A 17,965-nucleotide genomic window follows, 5' to 3' on the forward strand; every position below is an offset into this window, starting at 1 on the left:
CTACTTGCGCATGACCTCCGGCTCGTGGCGGCGCAGCAGTCGCGCGACCGCGATGCCGCAGATGACGCCGAGGAGCAGCAGCACCGAGATGTTCATCCCCCACTGACCGGCCGAGTGCTCCCACAGCGGGTCCAGGTCGGTCGGGTTCTTCGGGTCCCACGGCGGCATGAGGTGGGCGAGGTCCAGAGTGGTGCCGGCTGCGGCCAACGCCCAGCGGGACGGCATCAGCCAGGCGAACTGCTCCAGGCCGGGCGACCCGTACACCTGGAAGAGCACACCGGTGAAGACGACCTGGATGATCGCGAACATGACCAGCAGCGGCATGGTCTTCTCGGACGTCTTCACCAGCGAGGAGATCACCAGACCGAACATCATCGAGGTGAAGCCGAGGGCGATGATGGAAAGGCATATCTCGACGGCCGGGGGCATGATCAGGCCCTTTTCCGGCAGGTCGCGGGTGGCGAAGCCGATGCCGCAGATGATGACGCCCTGAAGGGCCGTGATCACGCCGAGCACGATCACCTTGGACATCAGATAGGCGGAGCGGGACAGACCGGTGGCCCGTTCCCGTTCGTAGATGACCCGTTCCTTGATCAGCTCCCGTACGGAGTTGGCCGCACCGGAGAAGCACATGCCGACCGCGAGGATCAGCATGATCGTCCCGGCCTTGCCGTTGAACTGGGACGGCGGCGTGGGCGGCGCCAGACCGGAGTCCGCCGGAATGACCACGCTCACCACGCCGAGCACGGCGGGCAGGATCACCATCAGGCCCATGAAACCCTTGTCGGACGCGATCACCGAGATGTAGCGGCGCATCAGCGTCCACAGCTGAGCCGTCCAGCCCTGCGGCTTCGGCGGACGCATCTGCTGCGGGAGCGGCATGTGTACGGACTGCGCGGCAACGGCGTCGATGTCAGCGGCGTACATCTGGAAGTGCTGCGAACCGCGCCAGCGGCCCGCCCAGTCGTAGTCGCGGTAGTTCTCGAACGCGGAGAAGACGTCGGCCCAGGTGGTGTAGCCGAAGAAGTTGAGCGCTTCCTCCGGCGGACCGAAGTAGGCGACGGAACCGCCCGGCGCCATGACGAGCAGCTTGTCGCAGATCGCCAGCTCGGCGACGGAGTGCGTGACGACGAGGACCGTACGGCCGTCGTCGGCCAGGCCGCGCAGCAGCTGCATGACATCGCGGTCCATGCCCGGGTCGAGGCCGGAGGTCGGCTCGTCCAGGAAGATCAGCGACGGCTTGGTGAGCAGCTCCAGGGCCACGGAGACACGCTTGCGCTGGCCGCCGGAGAGCGAGGTGACCTTCTTGTCCTTGTGGATGTCGAGCTTGAGCTCGGCAAGGACTTCGAGGATCCGGGCCTGGCGCTCGGCCTCGGTGGTGTCCGCGGGGAAGCGGAGCTTGGCCGCGTATTTGAGGGCCTTGGTGACCGTGAGTTCCTTGTGCAGGATGTCGTCCTGCGGGACCAGACCGATGCGCTGGCGCAGCTCGGCGAACTGCTTGTACAGGTTCCGGTTGTCGTAGAGGACATCGCCCTGGTTGGCGGGCCGGTAGCCGGTGAGCGCCTTGAGCAGGGTGGACTTACCGGATCCTGACGGGCCGATGACCGCGATGAGTGACTTCTCCGGGACGCCGAAGGAGACGTCCTTGAGGATCTGCTTCCCGCCGTCGACCGTCACCGTGAGGTGGCGGGCGGAGAAGGAGACCTCACCGGTGTCGACGAACTCTTCCAGCCGGTCGCCGACCAGGCGGAAGGTCGAGTGGCCGACGCCGACGATGTCGTTCGGGCCGATGAGCGCGGAGCCGGACTTGGAGAGCGGCTGGCCGTTGACGTAGGTGCCGTTGTGGGATCCGAGGTCACGGATCTCGAAGCGGCCGTCGGGCGTCGCGTGGAACTCGGCGTGGTGGCGCGAGACCTGGAGGTCGGAGACGACCAGTTCGTTCTCGAGCGCACGACCGATGCGCATGACACGGCCGAGGGCCAGCTGGTGGAACGTGGTCGGGCTGCGGTCGCCGTACACCGGCGGGGCCCCCGCGACACCGCCGGGCCCGCCCGCGCCGGGCGTCTTCGCCATGCCCTGCTGATGCGGGACCTGGGGCTGTTGGGGCTGCGCGGGCTGCTGTTGCGGCTGGACCTGAGGGGCCTGCTGCCAGCCCTGCTGCGGCTGTTGCTGCGGCGGAACGGGGGCCTGCTGGCCGGGCCAGCCGGCGCCACCCTGCTGGGGCTGCTGGACAGGGGCCTGCCCGCTGTACACATCGGCGCCCGCTGCGGCGCCGATGCTCAGCCGCGGTCCGTCAGTGGCATTGCCCAGGTGCACGGCGGAGCCGGGCCCGATTTCCAGTTGATGGATCCGCCGGCCCTGCACATAGGTGCCGTTGGTGCTGCCGTGGTCCTCGATGAACCAACTGTGGCCCCCCCAGCTGATCGTGGCATGCCGCCACGACACCCTGGCGTCGTCGATCGTCAGGTCGCCCTGCGGATCGCGCCCAAGGGTGTACGACCTGGACGGATCGAGCGTCCAGGTCCTGCCATTCAATTCCAGTACGAGTTCCGGCACTCCGCGCCCCACTAGTTGTCCCCCGAGTTACCCCCATCGCAGGGAGTCTAGGGATGCTGAACATCGTGGGGAACTATTCCAGGAGCAGTCCCCGATACGAAAGTCGGGCGGGGTGAAGACCCTGCCGAGACCTGCGTTGTTGTGCCGTCGAATCGGGAGGAACGGGCTGGGAGAGCGGCAAGTCCCATGGGTGCGTACGAGTGCGTGCGGACCGTGAGCGAACAGGCCGGCCCGAGGCACCCCGGTCCGCTCGGATCCGCCCTCGGTCGCCGGGCGTGCCCGAGCGCGTGCCCTCCGTCGCCCTGCCTTTGGTCCGGGCGGGGGTACGGGCGGGGGTACGGGCACGACGCGCTGTCCGGTCCTCGGGACGGGCCTCCGGCGCGATGAGGCCGACCGATACGGTGGGAGCACCATGAGCGCATCTCAGCCACCTCAGTCTTCCCCGTCTCCTGAGCCCCCTGAGTCCCGTCAGGGCACGGACGCACCCACCCTTCTCGTGAAGATCTTCGGGAAGGACCGCCCCGGGATCACTGCCGGGCTCTTCGACACCCTCGCCGCCTACTCGGTCGATGTCGTCGACATCGAGCAGGTCGTCACCCGTGGCCGCATCGTCCTGTGCGCGCTGGTCACCGCCCCGACCGCGGGCGGCACCACCGAGGGCGACCTGCGGGCGACCGTGCACAGCTGGGCCGATTCACTGAAGCTGCAGGCCGAGATCATCTCCGGTACGGGTGACAACCGGCCGCGCGGCTACGGACGTTCCCATGTGACGGTGCTCGGGCACCCGCTGACCGCGGAGTCGACCGCCGCCATAGCGGCCACGATCACCTCGACCGGCGGGAACATCGACCGGATCTTCCGGCTCGCGAAGTACCCGGTCACGGCAGTCGAGTTCGCGGTGTCCGGCACCGGGACCGAGGAGCTGCGGACGGCGCTGGCAACGGAGTCCGCCGGGATCGGTGTCGATGTGGCGGTGGTGTCGGCCGGGCTGAGCCGCCGGGCGCAGCGGCTGGTCGTCATGGACGTCGACTCGACGCTCATCCAGGACGAGGTCATCGAGCTCTTCGCCGCCCATGCCGGCTGCGAGGACAAGGTCGCCGAGGTCACCGAGCAGGCCATGCGCGGCGAGCTCGACTTCGAGCAGTCGCTGCACGCACGGGTGGCGCTGCTGGCGGGGCTCGATGTGTCGGTGGTGGACAAGGTGCGCGCCGAGGTACGGCTGACGCCGGGCGCCCGCACCCTGATCCGTACGCTGAAGCGGCTCGGATACCAAGTGGGCGTGGTTTCGGGCGGGTTCACCCAGGTGACCGACGATCTGAAGGAACGGCTCGGGCTCGACTTCGCCTCTGCCAACACCTTGGAAGTGGTCGACGGAAAGCTCACCGGACGGGTCGTCGGCGACATCGTCGACCGGGCCGGCAAGGCCCGGCTGCTGCGCAGTTTCGCCGCGCAGGCCGGGGTGCCGCTGGCACAGACCGTCGCGATCGGTGACGGTGCGAACGACCTCGACATGCTGAACACCGCCGGGCTCGGGGTGGCTTTCAACGCCAAGCCGGTGGTCCGCGAGGCCGCGCACACCGCGGTGAACGTACCGTTCCTGGACACGGTGCTGTACCTGCTCGGCATCACCCGCGAGGAGGTCGAGGCCGCCGACGGTCTCGTCGACTGACGCGTACCCGCGTACGAGCAGGGCCCCGGTCGTTTCCGGATGCTGTTGGTAGCCAACAGCATCGTTTCCGAACCGGGGCCCTGCTCGTACGACAGCGGAAAACCGTACGGCAGCGGGATCCGTACGACAGCGGGATCAGTCGTTGGGCGTCCAGTACTCGACCAGCTTGCCCACTCCGTGCTCCACGCCCTTCCAGGAGCCGGAGAACTCGACGACGGCGAAGGCGGCGGTCGGAAAGCCGCCGCGGTTCATCCGGGCCAATGCGTCGCCCTCGGCCGATTCCGAGAGGGCGTCGGCGACGGCGTGCATACCGGGGTTGTGGCCGATCACCAGAAGGTCATGCACATCGTCGGGGGTCTCGTTGATCAGGGCGATCAGTTCGCCGGGAGACGCCTCGTACAGTCGCTCCTCGTACACGGTCCTGGGACGGTGCGGCATCTCGTGAACCGCCAGCTTCCACGTCTCGCGCGTCCTGACAGCGGTCGAGCAGAGGGCCAGATCGAGGACGATCCCGGAGTCGACGAGTTTGCGGCCTGCGACGGGGGCATCCTTGCGGCCGCGCTCCGCGAGCGGCCGCTCATGGTCGGAATCCTGCGACCATTCCGCCTTTGCATGCCTGAGAAGGACGATCCTGCGAGGTGTATCGACGCTCATACACCTCAGCTTCGCACGAAATGTGCCGCCCGGCGCAGGGTGTTGAAGGGCTCCTGCGGTGGGCGCGGGCGCCGTCAGCGGGTCATCAGGGTCATGATTCGTTCAAGCAACCGGCCGACCGCGGGGTCGGTCGTCGCCGCGTGCGCCTCGCCGGATCCCATGATCAACAGCAGGAGCGCGGCGAACCCGATCGCGGGCAGCGCGACGGCCCACCACGGCAGCCGGACCTCGACGCTGCCCGTGGCCGGGTGGGTGGACCGGGTGTGCGTACGGGCCGACATGTCCGCCTCCGTGGGTCATCGGTTCTGATACTCAGAACCTACGGATGCGGGGGTGCCGGTCCCATCCGGTGACCCACCTACTTGACCCTGGCCCCGGCCCCCTAGGGGATGGTGGTGCCAGCCCCACCATCCCCTAGGGGGCCGCACCGTGGGCCACGCGGCTCAGGGGGATGCGACCGAGGCGATCACCGCGATGATCACGGTGACCAGCAGCATCGCCCCGAGCACGAGGAGGAGCTTCTTCTGACCGTTCTGGGGATTCGGGTCGAGCACAGGAGACATGGGCCCAGTCTCGCATCTCAGCATTCGTCCTCGATCGTCCGGTCCCGCCCGGCCAGGATCCCGGCCACCATCTGCGGCACCATGAGGCCCGCCATCAGTGCGATCGGCAGCCCCCAGCCACCACTGTGCTGATGGAGCACGCCGACGAGCAGCGGGCCGGGGATCGAGATCAGATAGCCGGTGGACTGTGCGAACGCGGACAGCCGGACCACTCCGGCGCCGCTGCGGGACCGCATGCCGATCATGGTCAGGGCGAGCGGGAAGGCACAGTTCGAGATACCGAGGAGGAGCGCCCAGGCCCAGGCCCCGTCGGCCGGTGCGAGGTAGAGGCCCGCGTATCCGATGAGCCCGCAGCTGCCGAGGAGGACGACTATCGGGCCCTGAGCCTTCATCCGGGTGGCGACTCGAGGGATGACGAAGGCGAGCGGCACGCCCATCGCCATGGTCACGGCGAGCAGAACGCCCGCCGTGCCGGCCGAGACCCCCGCGTCGCGGAAGATCTGCGGCATCCATCCCATGGTGATGTACGCGGCGGTGGCCTGCAGGCCGAAGAAGCAGGCCAGGCCCCAGGCGGTACGGCTGCGGGTGATCCTGAGAGTCGGGACGTCCTGGTGGTGGGCGGCGGACTGCCCGGAGGTACCGCGCCGGTCCCGCACCAGCGGAATCCAGGGCAGGATCGCGGCGGCGGCGAGCACGGCCCAGATGCCGAGGCCCGCCTTCCAGCTGCCGCCCAGCGCATGGGTCATGGGCACGGTCACTGCGGCGGCGAGCGAGGTGCCGAGGGCCAGAGACATTGAGTAGAGCCCGGTCATGGAGCCGACGCGGTCCGGGAACCAGCGCTTGACGATCACCGGCATCAGGACGTTGCTGACGGCGATGCCCATGAGGGCCAGCGCGCTCGCGGCGAGGAAGCCGGCCGTGCCGCCGACGAGCGGCCGGATCATCAGACCGGCCGTGATGGCGATCATGCCTGCGCAGACGACCGCGCCCGGGCCGAAGCGGCGGGCGAGGCGGGGCGCCATGACACCGAAGACCGCGAAGCAGAGCGGCGGTACGGAGGTGAGGACACCGGCGACGCCGGCGCTCATGTGCAGCCCGCCCTGCACCTCTTCGAGGAGGGCGCCGAGGCTGGTGATGGCGGGGCGGAGGTTGAGCGCGGCAAGGACGAGCCCGATGGTGACCAGCCGGAGCAGCCATGGGGAAGGCCCGGCGGCGGCCTGTGCCGTCTGCGGGGCCTGTGCGGCTTGCGGGGCCGGGGTTTTCGTGGGGGCGTCCGCCGTGATGGCGGGGCTCAGGGTCCGGGTCGGGTACTGGGTCTCGTCGTCGGGCATGAGGCCCATCATAGAATCATGGGATGATTGATTGTCCAATCGTCCGAAAGCTCCTCTGAGACCATTCGCTGCAAGCAGAGCAACCCCCATCACCCCAGCAACCCGACCAAGGAGCACCATGGCGCTGACGACTCCGCGGCGTTCGGCACTCGCCGACCAGGTGATTGCCCAGCTGAGGAATCAGATCACCTCGGGCGAGTGGCCCGTGGGTTCACGGATTCCCACCGAGCCCGAGCTGGTGGAGCAGCTGGGGGTGGCCCGTAACACCGTTCGCGAGGCCGTGCGCGCGCTCGCACACAACGGCCTGCTCGACATCCGGCAGGGCTCGGGCACCTACGTCGTCGCCATCAGCGAACTGGCCGGGGTGATGCACCGCCGTTTCGCCTCCGCCGATCCACGCCATGTCGCCGAGCTGCGCTCCACCCTGGAGTCGTCGGCGGCGCGGCTGGCCGCCGCCCGGCGCACCGAGCGGGATCTGAAGCAGCTGGACACGCTCATGGCGCGCCGGGAGGAGACCTGGGCCGCGGGCGACGCCGAGGCGTTCGTCGCGGCGGACACGACGCTGCATCTGGCCGTGGTCGCGGCCTCGCACAACGACGTGCTGACCGGCCTCTACGCCGACCTGGGCGATCTGCTGCGCGACTATCTCAGGGTCGATGTCGGTCATGAGCTGCGGCCGGAGAATCACATGGACCACGGCCGGCTGGTCGAGGCGATCCGGGCCGGGGACGCGGAGACGGCGGCGGCCGAGGCCGCGACTCATGCGCTGAGCTGTCTGGTGGACCGGGTCTAGGCCGGACGGCGCTGGAGCGTGTCCTGCACCCGGTGTGTGATCCAGACGGAGCCGACTTCCTTCCAGCAGCGGTCGTCGAGCCGCACGGTCTGTCCCGGTCCCACGTCGACCGGGGTGGCGTCCGCGTCTATGTCCCACCAGCGGCGGCATTCGGTGTGCAGCTGCACGCGGTCGGTGGCGGGGTACGGGTTGTGGCAGTAGGCGACGACCCGGGAGCCCCGGACCGACATACGGCACTCGGATCCGGCGGGGTCGGGGTTCGGAGCGACGGGCGCGGACGCCCCGGCTCCTGCCCGCCCCGCCATGGATATGCATACGGGGGCGAGAAGTGCGGCGACGGCTACGGAGGCCGCCAGCAGCGTCCAGGTTCGGCGACGTGTGGAGCGCACAGCGACCTCCTCCCCGCAGCCTGACCAAAAGTCCGGTTCCACCACATTCTGCGGTGGATCGACCATCTTTTCGACTTGAGCGGGCCGGGGCCGGGCGCGGACGTACGACGGCCGCGCACCGCCCTGATCGGAGGCGGTACGCGGCCGTGTCACAGCCTGTTGTGCGGGTCAGGCGCCCATCATGTGCACGCCACCGTCGACGTGGATGATCTCGCCCGTGGTCTTCGGGAAGAAGTCCGAGAGCAGGGCGACGACACCGCGGCCGGCCGGCTCCGGGTCCGACATGTTCCAAGCCAGCGGGGAGCGGGTGTTCCACACATCTGCGAGCTCGGAGAAGCCCGGGATGGACTTCGCGGCCATGGAGCCGATCGGTCCGGCCGAGATCAGGTTGCAGCGGATGCCGTCCTTGCCCAGGTCACGCGCGAGGTAGCGGGAGGTGGCCTCCAGCGCGGCCTTGGCCGGGCCCATCCAGTCGTACTGCGGCCAGGCGTACTGTGCGTCGAAGGTGAGACCGACGATCGAGCCGCCCTCGCTCATCAGCGGCTTGCAGGCCATGGCGAGCGACTTCAGCGAGAACGCCGAGACGTGCATCGCGGTGGAGACGGACTCGAACGGGGTGTTCAGGAAGTTGCCGCCGAGCGCGTCCTGCGGCGCGAAGCCGATGGAGTGCACGACGCCGTCGAGCGAACCGAGCTCGTCACGGACCAGACCGGCGAGACGGTCCAGGTGCTCGGCGTTGGTCACATCCAGCTCGATGACCTTGGCCGGCTTCGGCAGCTTCTTGGCGATGCGCTCCGTCAGCGTGGGCCGGGGGAAGGCGGTCAGGATGACTTCGGCACCCTGCTCCTGGGCCACCTTGGCGGTGTGGAAGGCGATGGACGACTCCATCAGCACACCGGTGATGAGGATGCGCTTGCCGTCGAGAATTCCGCTCATGGTGATCAGTGACCCATGCCCAATCCGCCGTCAACGGGAATGACGGCTCCAGTGATGTACGACGCGTCGTCGGAGGCGAGGAAGCGCACTGCGGCGGCGATCTCCTCGGGCTGCGCGTAGCGGCCGAGCGGCACCTGGGACACGATGCCCTTGCGCTGCTCCTCGGTGAGCACCTGGGTCATGTCGGTGTCGACGAAGCCGGGTGCGACGACGTTGAAGGTGATGTTCCGCGAGCCGAGTTCACGGGCCAGCGACCGGGCGAAGCCGACCAGACCCGCCTTGGAGGCGGCGTAGTTCGCCTGTCCGGCCGAGCCGAGGAGCCCGACGACGGAGGAGATGAGGACGACGCGGCCCTTCTTGGCACGCAGCATGCCGCGGTTGGCGCGCTTGACGACCCGGAAGGTGCCGGTGAGGTTGGTGTCGAGTACGGACGTGAAGTCGTCCTCGGACATCCGCATCAGCAACTGGTCCTTGGTGATACCGGCGTTGGCGACCAGCACCTCGACGGGACCGTGCTTCTCCTCGATCTCCTTGTAGGCCTGCTCCACCTGTTCGGCGTCCGTGATGTCGCAGCGGACCGCGAGGCAGCCCGCCTCGGTGAGTACCTGGGGCGGCTCGCCGGAGCGGTAGGTGATCGCGACCTTGTCGCCGTTTTCGGCGAAAGCGCGGGCGATGGCGAGGCCGATGCCCCGGTTTCCTCCGGTGACGAGAACCGAGCGGCTCAACGGATCACCCTTTCGATAGCGGTCTGGTACCTAGAAAACCTATCGGTACCACCCGCCCCACGGGGAATCGGCCCCTGACAGCGCCTCACCCCGGGCACTGTGGGGTTCCTACAGAGCCCGGGGCGAACGAGCGTTTCGCATACCAGCGGGGCCGTCAGCGAAAGCCCGGCGCCTGGACAGGAAGACCAACACTCTCGGCGACTTCCAGCATCCGTTTGTCGTAACTGATGAGCACGTCGAGCGACGCTCCCAGCACCTGCGCGCTGGCCACGTGAATCGCATCGAGAGTCCGCACCCTGCCCGACAGGGCGGCAGCCGCGTCCCGCACTTCGTCGGTCAGCAGGATCTCGGTGAAGTCCCGAGTCAGGTCCCCCATGAGATGGGGGAAGCTACCGACTTGGTCCAGGGTCCGAACCGTCTCTACGAAGCCGAGACTGCTGGTTGCCAGAGGTGCCACCGCTCGCCCCGCGAGATGAGCTCGCAGCTCGCGAGCATGCTCGCGCCCACTCAGCAGGGTGACGATCGCCGAGCTGTCCATGTAGATCAACGCGGATCGTCCTCACGGTCGGCGAGCAGAATATCCAGGGGGGAGACATCTTCCGGCGGCTCACAGACCGGCAGCCGGTCGAGATCGGCCGTCGTGGCGGGCTTCAGCCTGATCTGCCCCTGCGCGACGAGCGGGGCATAGCGCTCCGAGGCCCCGGTACCGGGAAGCAGTATGGCGATGACGTTGCCGTGTCTCGTCACCTGAATCGCCTCTCCCTTTTCCACGCGGGCGAAGACGGCACTCGGGTTGTACGAGAACTCGCGGACGGAGATGGTGCTCATCAGGGCTCCCTTCGGCGGCCATCGCGGAATGTACCTACATTCCTAGATCGTACCTACAACGAGGGCGCATCGACACAGGCTCGAACAACCCCTGCGAGGCAACACCTCACGACTTGGCCCGTTCATCGCCCCGCAACCGCGAGGCTCACCCGGCCGGGCAGGGAACCCGGCACCAGATCTGCTTGCCGATCGACGACCGGACCACATGCCAGCCCGGAGCGAGCAGATCCAGCAGCGCGAGGCCGCGGCCGCGTTCAGGGCCGGCGTGATCGACGGCGACCTTTGATCGGTCGGGGCGACTGGCCCGAGGGGCCATCTCGTAGGAGATGAAGCTCTGTTCGAGGCACCGTGATCGGATCCAGGACCCGGGTGGCCCGCGCCGAGCCGGTTGGCGATCTCGGCGTGCTCGTCCGGGGAAACCTGTGGCCGGTCGCCCTCGACGCACGGCATGGTTCACTGCGGACACATGCCGAAAAGACGGAGTACTACATGCCTCATGAGGTAGATCAGTCATTCCTGGCCCTGCCCCTGCGGGCCCTCGCCGACGCGGCGCTGGCCCGTGCCCGTGCGCTGGGGGCCGTGCATGCCGACTTCCGCTTCGAGCGGGTGCGCAGCGCGTCCTGGCGGTTGCGGGACGCCCGGCCCGCCGGGACCTCGGACACCACCGATCTCGGGTACGCGGTGCGCGTCGTGCACGGTGGGGCGTGGGGGTTCGCGTCCGGCGTGGATCTGACGATGGACGCCGCGGCGAAGGTGGCCTCGCAGGCCGTCGCCATGGCGAAGCTGTCGGCGAAGGTGATCGCGGCGGCCGGCTCCGACGAGCGGGTCGAGCTGGCGGACGAGCCGGTGCACGGTGAGCGGACCTGGGTCTCGGCGTACGACATCGACCCCTTCGACGTACCGGACGAGGAGAAGGCGGGGCTGCTCGCCGAATGGAGCAGCCGGCTCCTGGGCGCCGAGGGCGTCGCGCATGTGGACGCCTCGCTGATGACCGTCCACGAGAACAAGTTCTACGCGGACACGGCGGGCACCGTCACCACCCAGCAGCGGGTGCGGCTGCATCCACAGCTCACCGCGGTCGCCGTGGACGGGACCACGGGTGAGTTCGACTCGATGCGAACGATCGCCCCGCCGGTGGGCCGCGGCTGGGAGTACCTGACCGGGACCGGCTGGGACTGGGACGACGAGCTGGAGCGGATTCCCGGGCTGCTGGCCGAGAAGATGCGGGCGCCGAGCGTCGAGGCGGGGACGTACGACCTGGTCGTCGACCCGTCGAATCTCTGGCTGACCATCCATGAGTCGATCGGCCACGCCACCGAGCTGGACCGGGCGCTGGGGTACGAGGCGGCGTACGCCGGGACCTCGTTCGCCACCTTCGACCAGCTGGGGAAGCTGACGTACGGCTCCCCCGTGATGAATGTGACGGGTGACCGCACCGCCGAGCACGGGCTCGCGACCATCGGGTACGACGACGAGGGTGTCGAGGCGCAGTCCTGGGACCTGATCAAGGACGGGACACTGGTCGGGTACCAGCTGGACAGGCGGATCGCGAAGCTGACGGGTCTGGGCCGTTCCAACGGCTGCGCGTACGCGGACTCGCCGGGCCATGTACCCGTGCAGCGGATGGCGAACGTGTCGCTGGAGCCGGATCCGGGTGGGCTGTCCACGGAGGATCTGATCGGCGGGGTGGAGCGCGGGATCTATGTGGTCGGCGACCGGTCCTGGTCGATCGACATGCAGCGCTACAACTTCCAGTTCACCGGGCAGCGGTTCTTCCGCATCGAGAACGGCAGGCTGGCCGGGCAGCTGCGCGATGTCGCGTATCAGGCCACGACGACGGACTTCTGGGGCTCGATGGAGAAGGTCGGCGGCCCGCAGACGTATGTCCTGGGCGGCGCCTTCAACTGCGGCAAGGCCCAGCCCGGCCAGGTCGCGGCCGTCTCGCACGGCTGCCCCTCCGCCCTCTTCCGGGGCGTCAACATCCTCAATACGACGCAGGAGGCCGGACGATGAGCCGCGTCAGCAAGCCGCACGAGATCGTCGAGCGGGCGCTCGAACTGTCCACCGCCGACGGCTGTGTCGTCATCGCCGACGAGGAGTCGTCCGCGAATCTGCGCTGGGCCGGCAATGCGCTCACCACGAACGGGGTGACGCGGGGGCGGACCCTGACCGTCATCGCGACCGTCGACGGTGCGCAGGGCACCGCGTCCGGGGTGGTGTCGCGGTCCGCCGTCACCGCCGACGACCTGGAACCGCTGGTGCGGGCCGCCGAGGCCGCCGCGCGCGCGGCCGGTCCGGCGGAGGATGCGCAGCCGCTGGTCGGCGGGGTGCCCTCGTCGCCCGATTTCACGGACGCGCCGGCCGAGACGGGCTCGGACGTCTTCGCGGAGTTCGCCCCGGCGCTCGGCGACGCCTTCGCCCGCGCCCGCTCCGGTGGCCGCGAGCTGTACGGCTTCGCCCACCACCAGCTGACCTCGACGTACCTCGGTACGTCTACGGGGCTGCGGCTGCGCCACGACCAGCCGAACGGGACGCTGGAGCTCAACGCCAAGTCGCCCGACCGGACCCGTTCGACCTGGGCGGGCCGCTCCACTCGCGACTTCAAGGATGTCGATCCGGCCGAGCTCGACGCGGAGCTGGCGCAGCGGTTGCGCTGGGCGGAGCGCCGCATCGAGCTGCCCGCCGGACGGTACGAGACGCTGCTGCCGCCGACCGCCGTGGCCGATCTGCTGATCTACCAGCTGTGGTCGTCGACGGCACGGGACGCCGCGGAGGGCCGGACGGTGTTCTCCAAGCCGGGCGGCGGGACGAGGATCGGCGAGACCCTGTCCGAGCTGCCGCTGTCGCTGCGCAGCGACCCGCACGCACCGGGCCTGGAGTCGGCGCCGTTCGTGATCGCCCATGCCTCCGGGGACGGCGCTTCCGTCTTCGACAACGGTCTGCCGCTGACGTCGACCGACTGGATCCGGGACGGCAGGCTGGAGCATCTGACGACCACCCGGCACACGGCCGGGCTGACCGGGCTGCCGGTCGCGCCGGCGATCGACAACCTGGTGCTGGAGGGCGGCGGTGAGCAGTCCCTGGAGGAGATGGTGGCCGCGACGACCGGCCGCGGGCTGCTGCTGACCTGCATGTGGTATATCCGGGAGGTCGATCCGGCGACACTCCTGCTGACCGGGCTGACCCGCGACGGGGTGTATCTCGTCGAGGGCGGCGAGGTCGTCGGCGAGGTGAACAACTTCCGGTTCAACGAGTCGCCGGTGGATCTGCTGTCGCGGGCCACGGAAGCGGGCCGTACGGAGAAGACGCTGCCGCGCGAGTGGGGCGACTGGTTCACCCGGGCCGCCATGCCCGCGCTGCGGATCCCGGACTTCAACATGAGCTCGGTGAGCCTGGGCGTGTGACCCGCCTAGACTGACTGTTGCCTTTCGATACACGTAGCTGAGGAGACACGGAACCGTGACGGACATCGTCGACGAGCTGAAGTGGCGTGGGCTGTTTGCCCAGTCCACTGATGAGGACGCACTGCGCAAGGCTCTCGCGGACGGTCCCGTCACGTTCTATTGCGGCTACGACCCCACCGCGGCGAGTCTGCACGTCGGCCATCTGGTGCAGGTGCTCACCATGCGCCGGCTCCAGCAGGCCGGTCTGCGGCCGCTCGCCCTGGTGGGCGGGGCCACCGGTCAGATCGGTGACCCGAGGCCGACCGCCGAGCGCACGCTGAACGACCCGGAGACGGTCGCCGACTGGGTGTCGCGGCTGCGGTCCCAGATCGAGCCGTTCCTGTCCTTCGAGGGCGAGAACGCGGCGGTCATGGTCAACAATCTGGACTGGACCTCGGGCATGTCCGCGATCGAGTTCCTCCGGGACATCGGCAAGCACTTCCGCGTCAACAAGATGCTGACCAAGGACTCCATCGCCCGGAGGCTGGAGTCCGACGAGGGCATCAGCTACACCGAGTTCAGCTACCAGCTGCTCCAGAGCATGGACTACCTGGAGCTGTACCGGCGCTACGGCTGCACCCTCCAGCAGGGCGGCAGCGACCAGTGGGGCAACCTCACCGCGGGCCTCGACCTGATCCACCGCCTGGAGCCGGGCGCCGAGGTGCACGCGCTGGCGACCCCGCTGATGACGAAGGCGGACGGGACCAAGTTCGGCAAGTCCGAGAGCGGGGCCGTCTGGCTCGACCCGGCGATGACGACGCCGTACGCGTTCTACCAGTTCTGGCTGAACGTGGACGACCGGGACATCTCCCGGTACATGCGCATCCTCAGCTTCCAGAGCCCCGCGGAGCTGGCGGAGCTGGAGAAGGTCACCGAGGAGCGTCCGCAGGCCCGGACGGCGCAGCGCGCGCTGGCCGAGGAGCTGACGACGCTGGTGCACGGCGCCGACCAGTGCGCTGCGGTCATCGCGGCGTCGAAGGCGCTCTTCGGCCAGGGTGAGCTCGGCGAGCTGGACGAGGCGACGCTGAGCGCCGCACTGTCCGAGGTGCCGCACGCGCAGGTCACCGAGCTCGGCCCGCTGGTGGACCTCCTGGTGGAGGTCGGCCTGGCGCCGAGCAAGTCGGGCGCCCGCCGCACGGTGAAGGAGGGCGGTGCGTACGTCAACAATGTCAAGGTCGCGGACGGCGAGAGCGCACCGGCCCGCGAGGAGCTGCTGCACGGGCGCTGGCTGGTGCTGCGCCGGGGCAAGAAGAACCTCGCCGCCGTCGAGGTCACCGGCTGATCCCTGAACGTCGGCACTGCGGCCGGGCACGCTTGAGGCGTGTCCGGCCGCAGTGCGTGTGGCCCGGTGGCCCGGGCCGTCTGTTGCCTCAGGCCTTGTGCCGGCCCAGGTCGTCTGCTGGCTCAGGCCTTCTGTCTGGTACCGCGGAACGAGGCCCACAGCATGTCGCCGACACCTACGATGACCACGGCACCGATCAGCTGGAACAGATGGCGCGTCCAGTCGATGCCCTTGGTGTCGTTGACACCGATCCAGGTGGCGACGGCATTGCCGAGGACGCTGCCGATGATGCCGAAGATCGTCGTCAGCCAGAGTGGGATGTTCTGTTTGCCGGGCAGGATCGCCTTCGCGATCAGACCGAGCACCAGACCCACGACGATTGCCCACAACCAGCCCATGTCGCCTCCTCGTGCGACGCGATGTCGCGCATGTGCGCCCAGTCTCGGCCCGTGGGCCGTACGACGCATGTCGGACGCGTCCGTATGCACGGCACGGCTGCCGATATCCACGAATGCGGCGCGCCCCGGTCTCGAAGCCGTCGCACGCCGGGCGTACGGTGGATGCGGTCCGGTCCGGGGAGCATCCGGCGCGGGAATGAGGTCTCCCCCGGCCCGCGAGGTGCTGGGGGAAGGGTGGTGGAGACGTGATGCGTAAGCAGAGCGGTGTCGAGGTCTTCCGGATCACGGGGGCCCGGCAGGGGCTCGCGGACGATGTGCGCGGCAGGCAACGGCGCTATGTGATCTCGATGTCCGTGCGAACGGTTTCGGTGATCCTGGCCGCCGTCCTGTGGAACGTCGAGCGGTATGTCGCGATCGTGGCGCTGGCGCTCGGTGTTCTGCTCCCGTACGTGGCGGTGGTCATCGCCAATGCGGGCCGGGAGAACACCCCTTCGCTTCCTTCGACCTTCGTCCCGGCGCCGATGCGTCCGGCGCTCGACGCGGCGCCCGTGGCCGGATCCGAGCAGTCCGGTCCGGAGGCCGACGGGGCCCGGCGCGGCGGGGAATCGGCATGATCGAATCGGCATGAGCACAGTCGGGGCCGGACCGCACCCAAGGCTCAAGAAAAGCTCAGATCAATCATGAAGTTACGGTGCACCGCACGCCGGTCTGCGTGACATACTTCGTAGGCGCTCCGCATCCCCCGTCGGAGCGACAGACCGACGCCGGGCAGCTCCCCCCGTGGCTGCTCGGCGTCACTTTTTCGCCGGTTTTCTCCGGTAGGAGATGCGTCGGGCGGTCGGCCCGTGGGGCCGGCACTGGCGCTGTCCTAGGGTTGAGTCCGTGAACTCCCCTGAATCCGCGGCCGAGAGCGCTGCCGCCGCACCCATCTGTTCCGCCAAGGGCTGCCGGGCCGACGCCGTATGGGTGCTCGCCTGGAACAACCCGAAGCTGCACACCCCGGAGCGCCGTAAGACCTGGCTGGCCTGCGAGGAACACCGGGAGCATCTCTCCTCGTTCCTGGGCGTCCGGGGCTTCCTCAAGGATGTCGTGACGCTGGCGGAGTGGGAGTCCGACCGATCGGGGACGGACGGACGCTAGGGCCCAGGGCCGGACAGGCCCCCTGGGGCCGGGCAGCCCCCCTGGGGCCGGGCAGGCCCTAGCCGCCGATCGCCGACATCGGCCGCTCAGGCTGCAGGAAGGACGGGTCGTCCAGACCGGATCCGGCCTTCTTTCCCCACATCGCGAGCGTCCAGATCCTGGCGATCTCCTCGTCCGGCGCGTCCGAGCGCAGAGCGCCGCGCAGATCGGTCTCCTCGCGGGCGAACAGGCAGGTGCGCACCTGGCCGTCGGCGGTGAGCCTGGTCCGGTCGCAGGCCCCGCAGAAGGGGCGGGTGACCGAGGCGATGACACCGACACGGTGGGGTCCGCCGTCGACGAGCCAGCGCTCGGCGGGGGCGGAGCCGCGCTCGCCGTCGCCCTCCTCGGTGAGGGTGAAGCGGGTGCGCAGCGACTGGAGTATGTCGCCTGCCGTGATCATGCCGTCGCGCTTCCAGCCGTGCTGTGCGTCGAGCGGCATCTGCTCGATGAAACGGAGTTCGTAGTCGTGCTCGACGGCCCAGGCGAGCAGGTCGGGGGCTTCGTCGTCGTTGAGTCCCGGCATCAGGACGCTGTTGACCTTGACCGGGGTGAGACCGGCGTCGCGGGCGGCTTCCAGGCCGGCCAGCACGTCGTGGTGGCGGTCACGGCGGGTGAGTGTCTTGAAAACCTCGGGGCGCAGGGTGTCCAGCGAGACATTGACCCGGTCCAGACCGGCGGCCTTGAGTGCGGCCGCTGTGCGCTTCAGCCCGATGCCGTTGGTGGTGATCGACATCTTGGGGCGCGGGCTCAGGGCCGCGCACCGCTCGACAACGGAGACAAGCCCGGGGCGCAGCAGCGGCTCACCGCCGGTGAAGCGGACCTCGGTGATGCCGAGCCGGGTGACGGCGATGCGGACCAGCCGGACGATCTCGTCGTCACTGAGCAGGTCGGGCTTGGACAGCCATTGCAGGCCCTCTTCCGGCATGCAGTACGTGCACCGCAGATTGCACCGGTCGGTCAGCGAGACACGCAGGTCGGTGGCGACCCGATCGTAGGTGTCGATGAGCATGTGGGCCCCCTCCCTCAGTAACTTCCCGGCTGCGGATCCGGCTTTTCCGGCTGACTCCCCCGAGACTACGCGAGACCTGTGACATCGGAGGGGGCCCGTTTGCCACGAGGAGCGGCGGGGGGGGGGGGGGGGGGGGGGGGGGGGGGGGGGGGGGGGGGGGGGGGGGGAGGGGGGGGGGGGGGGGGGGGGGGGGGCGGGGGCTGTCGTGTG

At 69.2% G+C, this 17,965-nt stretch carries 19 protein-coding genes; 7 read left to right on the forward strand and 12 right to left on the reverse strand.

Going from position 1 to position 17,965, the window contains the following annotated elements; all coding sequences use genetic code 11:
* A complete protein-coding gene (locus ACZ7IB_RS17980) occupies positions 1-2,568 on the reverse strand; it encodes an ABC transporter ATP-binding protein/permease (RefSeq protein ID WP_470913392.1) in 2,568 nt (855 codons plus the stop codon).
* Positions 2,569-2,968: 400 nt separating this feature from the next.
* Between ACZ7IB_RS17980 and serB the strand changes: the two genes are divergently transcribed.
* Complete coding sequence (gene serB, locus ACZ7IB_RS17985; RefSeq protein ID WP_470913393.1) at positions 2,969-4,225, forward strand: phosphoserine phosphatase SerB; 1,257 nt, start codon at positions 2,969-2,971, stop codon at positions 4,223-4,225.
* A gap of 135 nt (positions 4,226-4,360) precedes the next feature.
* Here serB and ACZ7IB_RS17990 read toward each other — a convergent pair whose 3' ends face one another.
* The 4 genes from ACZ7IB_RS17990 to ACZ7IB_RS18005 form a co-directional block, all read right to left on the reverse strand.
* A complete protein-coding gene (locus ACZ7IB_RS17990; protein ID WP_093895780.1) occupies positions 4,361-4,879 on the reverse strand; it encodes a SixA phosphatase family protein in 519 nt (172 codons plus the stop codon).
* Positions 4,880-4,953: 74 nt separating this feature from the next.
* Positions 4,954-5,160, reverse strand: a complete 207-nt coding sequence (locus tag ACZ7IB_RS17995; protein ID WP_470913394.1) for a hypothetical protein — start codon at positions 5,158-5,160, stop codon at positions 4,954-4,956.
* 162 nt (positions 5,161-5,322) lie between these two features.
* Positions 5,323-5,433 (reverse strand): SGM_5486 family transporter-associated protein, encoded by a 111-nt coding sequence (locus tag ACZ7IB_RS18000; RefSeq protein WP_266365722.1) that lies wholly within the window; start codon positions 5,431-5,433, stop codon positions 5,323-5,325.
* Positions 5,434-5,459: 26 nt separating this feature from the next.
* Positions 5,460-6,773: a CynX/NimT family MFS transporter gene (locus tag ACZ7IB_RS18005; RefSeq protein WP_470913395.1), complete on the reverse strand. Its 1,314-nt coding sequence runs from the start codon at positions 6,771-6,773 to the stop codon at positions 5,460-5,462.
* A 118-nt stretch (positions 6,774-6,891) separates the two neighbouring features.
* Here ACZ7IB_RS18005 and ACZ7IB_RS18010 point away from each other — a divergent pair, with 118 nt between their 5' ends.
* Positions 6,892-7,566, forward strand: coding sequence for a FadR/GntR family transcriptional regulator (locus ACZ7IB_RS18010; protein ID WP_470913396.1), 675 nt, complete (start codon positions 6,892-6,894; stop codon positions 7,564-7,566).
* Here the strand turns inward: ACZ7IB_RS18010 and ACZ7IB_RS18015 are convergent.
* From ACZ7IB_RS18015 to ACZ7IB_RS18035, 5 genes are all read right to left on the reverse strand, one after another.
* On the reverse strand, positions 7,563-7,955 hold the full coding sequence (locus ACZ7IB_RS18015) for a hypothetical protein (RefSeq protein ID WP_470913397.1): 393 nt from the start codon (positions 7,953-7,955) through the stop codon (positions 7,563-7,565). The genes ACZ7IB_RS18010 and ACZ7IB_RS18015 overlap by 4 nt on opposite strands.
* Before the next feature lie 168 nt (positions 7,956-8,123).
* Positions 8,124-8,891 carry an enoyl-ACP reductase FabI gene (fabI, locus tag ACZ7IB_RS18020; RefSeq protein ID WP_470913398.1) on the reverse strand — a complete coding sequence of 256 codons (768 nt, stop codon included), beginning with the start codon at positions 8,889-8,891 and terminating at the stop codon, positions 8,124-8,126.
* 5 nt (positions 8,892-8,896) lie between these two features.
* Entirely contained in the window at positions 8,897-9,616 is a 720-nt protein-coding gene (fabG, locus tag ACZ7IB_RS18025; RefSeq protein ID WP_093895775.1) for a 3-oxoacyl-[acyl-carrier-protein] reductase, read from the reverse strand.
* Between the two features lie 154 nt (positions 9,617-9,770).
* Positions 9,771-10,154, reverse strand: a complete 384-nt coding sequence (locus ACZ7IB_RS18030) for a PIN domain-containing protein (RefSeq protein WP_470913740.1) — start codon at positions 10,152-10,154, stop codon at positions 9,771-9,773.
* A 5-nt stretch (positions 10,155-10,159) separates the two neighbouring features.
* The gene (locus ACZ7IB_RS18035; RefSeq protein ID WP_266362518.1) at positions 10,160-10,444 is read right to left on the reverse strand and encodes a type II toxin-antitoxin system Phd/YefM family antitoxin; all 285 of its coding nucleotides are present in this window, start codon (positions 10,442-10,444) and stop codon (positions 10,160-10,162) included.
* A gap of 489 nt (positions 10,445-10,933) precedes the next feature.
* Between ACZ7IB_RS18035 and ACZ7IB_RS18040 the strand changes: the two genes are divergently transcribed.
* The 3 genes from ACZ7IB_RS18040 to tyrS are packed head-to-tail and all read left to right on the forward strand — an operon-like array spanning position 10,934 to position 15,169.
* On the forward strand, positions 10,934-12,457 hold the full coding sequence (locus ACZ7IB_RS18040) for a TldD/PmbA family protein (protein ID WP_470913399.1): 1,524 nt from the start codon (positions 10,934-10,936) through the stop codon (positions 12,455-12,457).
* Complete coding sequence (locus tag ACZ7IB_RS18045; protein WP_470913400.1) at positions 12,454-13,848, forward strand: metallopeptidase TldD-related protein; 1,395 nt, start codon at positions 12,454-12,456, stop codon at positions 13,846-13,848. The genes ACZ7IB_RS18040 and ACZ7IB_RS18045 overlap by 4 nt, the downstream gene beginning before the upstream one ends.
* A gap of 55 nt (positions 13,849-13,903) precedes the next feature.
* The gene (gene tyrS, locus ACZ7IB_RS18050; protein ID WP_470913401.1) at positions 13,904-15,169 is read left to right on the forward strand and encodes a tyrosine--tRNA ligase; all 1,266 of its coding nucleotides are present in this window, start codon (positions 13,904-13,906) and stop codon (positions 15,167-15,169) included.
* Between the two features lie 122 nt (positions 15,170-15,291).
* On the opposite strand, the gene ACZ7IB_RS18055 is transcribed toward tyrS, so the two are convergent.
* Positions 15,292-15,567 (reverse strand): GlsB/YeaQ/YmgE family stress response membrane protein, encoded by a 276-nt coding sequence (locus ACZ7IB_RS18055; RefSeq protein WP_470913402.1) that lies wholly within the window; start codon positions 15,565-15,567, stop codon positions 15,292-15,294.
* 248 nt (positions 15,568-15,815) lie between these two features.
* Between ACZ7IB_RS18055 and ACZ7IB_RS18060 the strand changes: the two genes are divergently transcribed.
* The gene (locus tag ACZ7IB_RS18060; protein WP_385651651.1) at positions 15,816-16,181 is read left to right on the forward strand and encodes a DUF3099 domain-containing protein; all 366 of its coding nucleotides are present in this window, start codon (positions 15,816-15,818) and stop codon (positions 16,179-16,181) included.
* Positions 16,182-16,449: 268 nt separating this feature from the next.
* Positions 16,450-16,707, forward strand: a complete 258-nt coding sequence (locus ACZ7IB_RS18065) for a hypothetical protein (protein ID WP_383067925.1) — start codon at positions 16,450-16,452, stop codon at positions 16,705-16,707.
* Positions 16,708-16,765: 58 nt separating this feature from the next.
* Here ACZ7IB_RS18065 and moaA read toward each other — a convergent pair whose 3' ends face one another.
* Positions 16,766-17,755, reverse strand: coding sequence for a GTP 3',8-cyclase MoaA (gene moaA, locus ACZ7IB_RS18070; protein WP_470913403.1), 990 nt, complete (start codon positions 17,753-17,755; stop codon positions 16,766-16,768).
* Between the last annotated feature and the right edge of the window lie 210 nt (positions 17,756-17,965).

Source organism: Streptomyces sp. NPDC037301, from assembly GCF_055602785.1.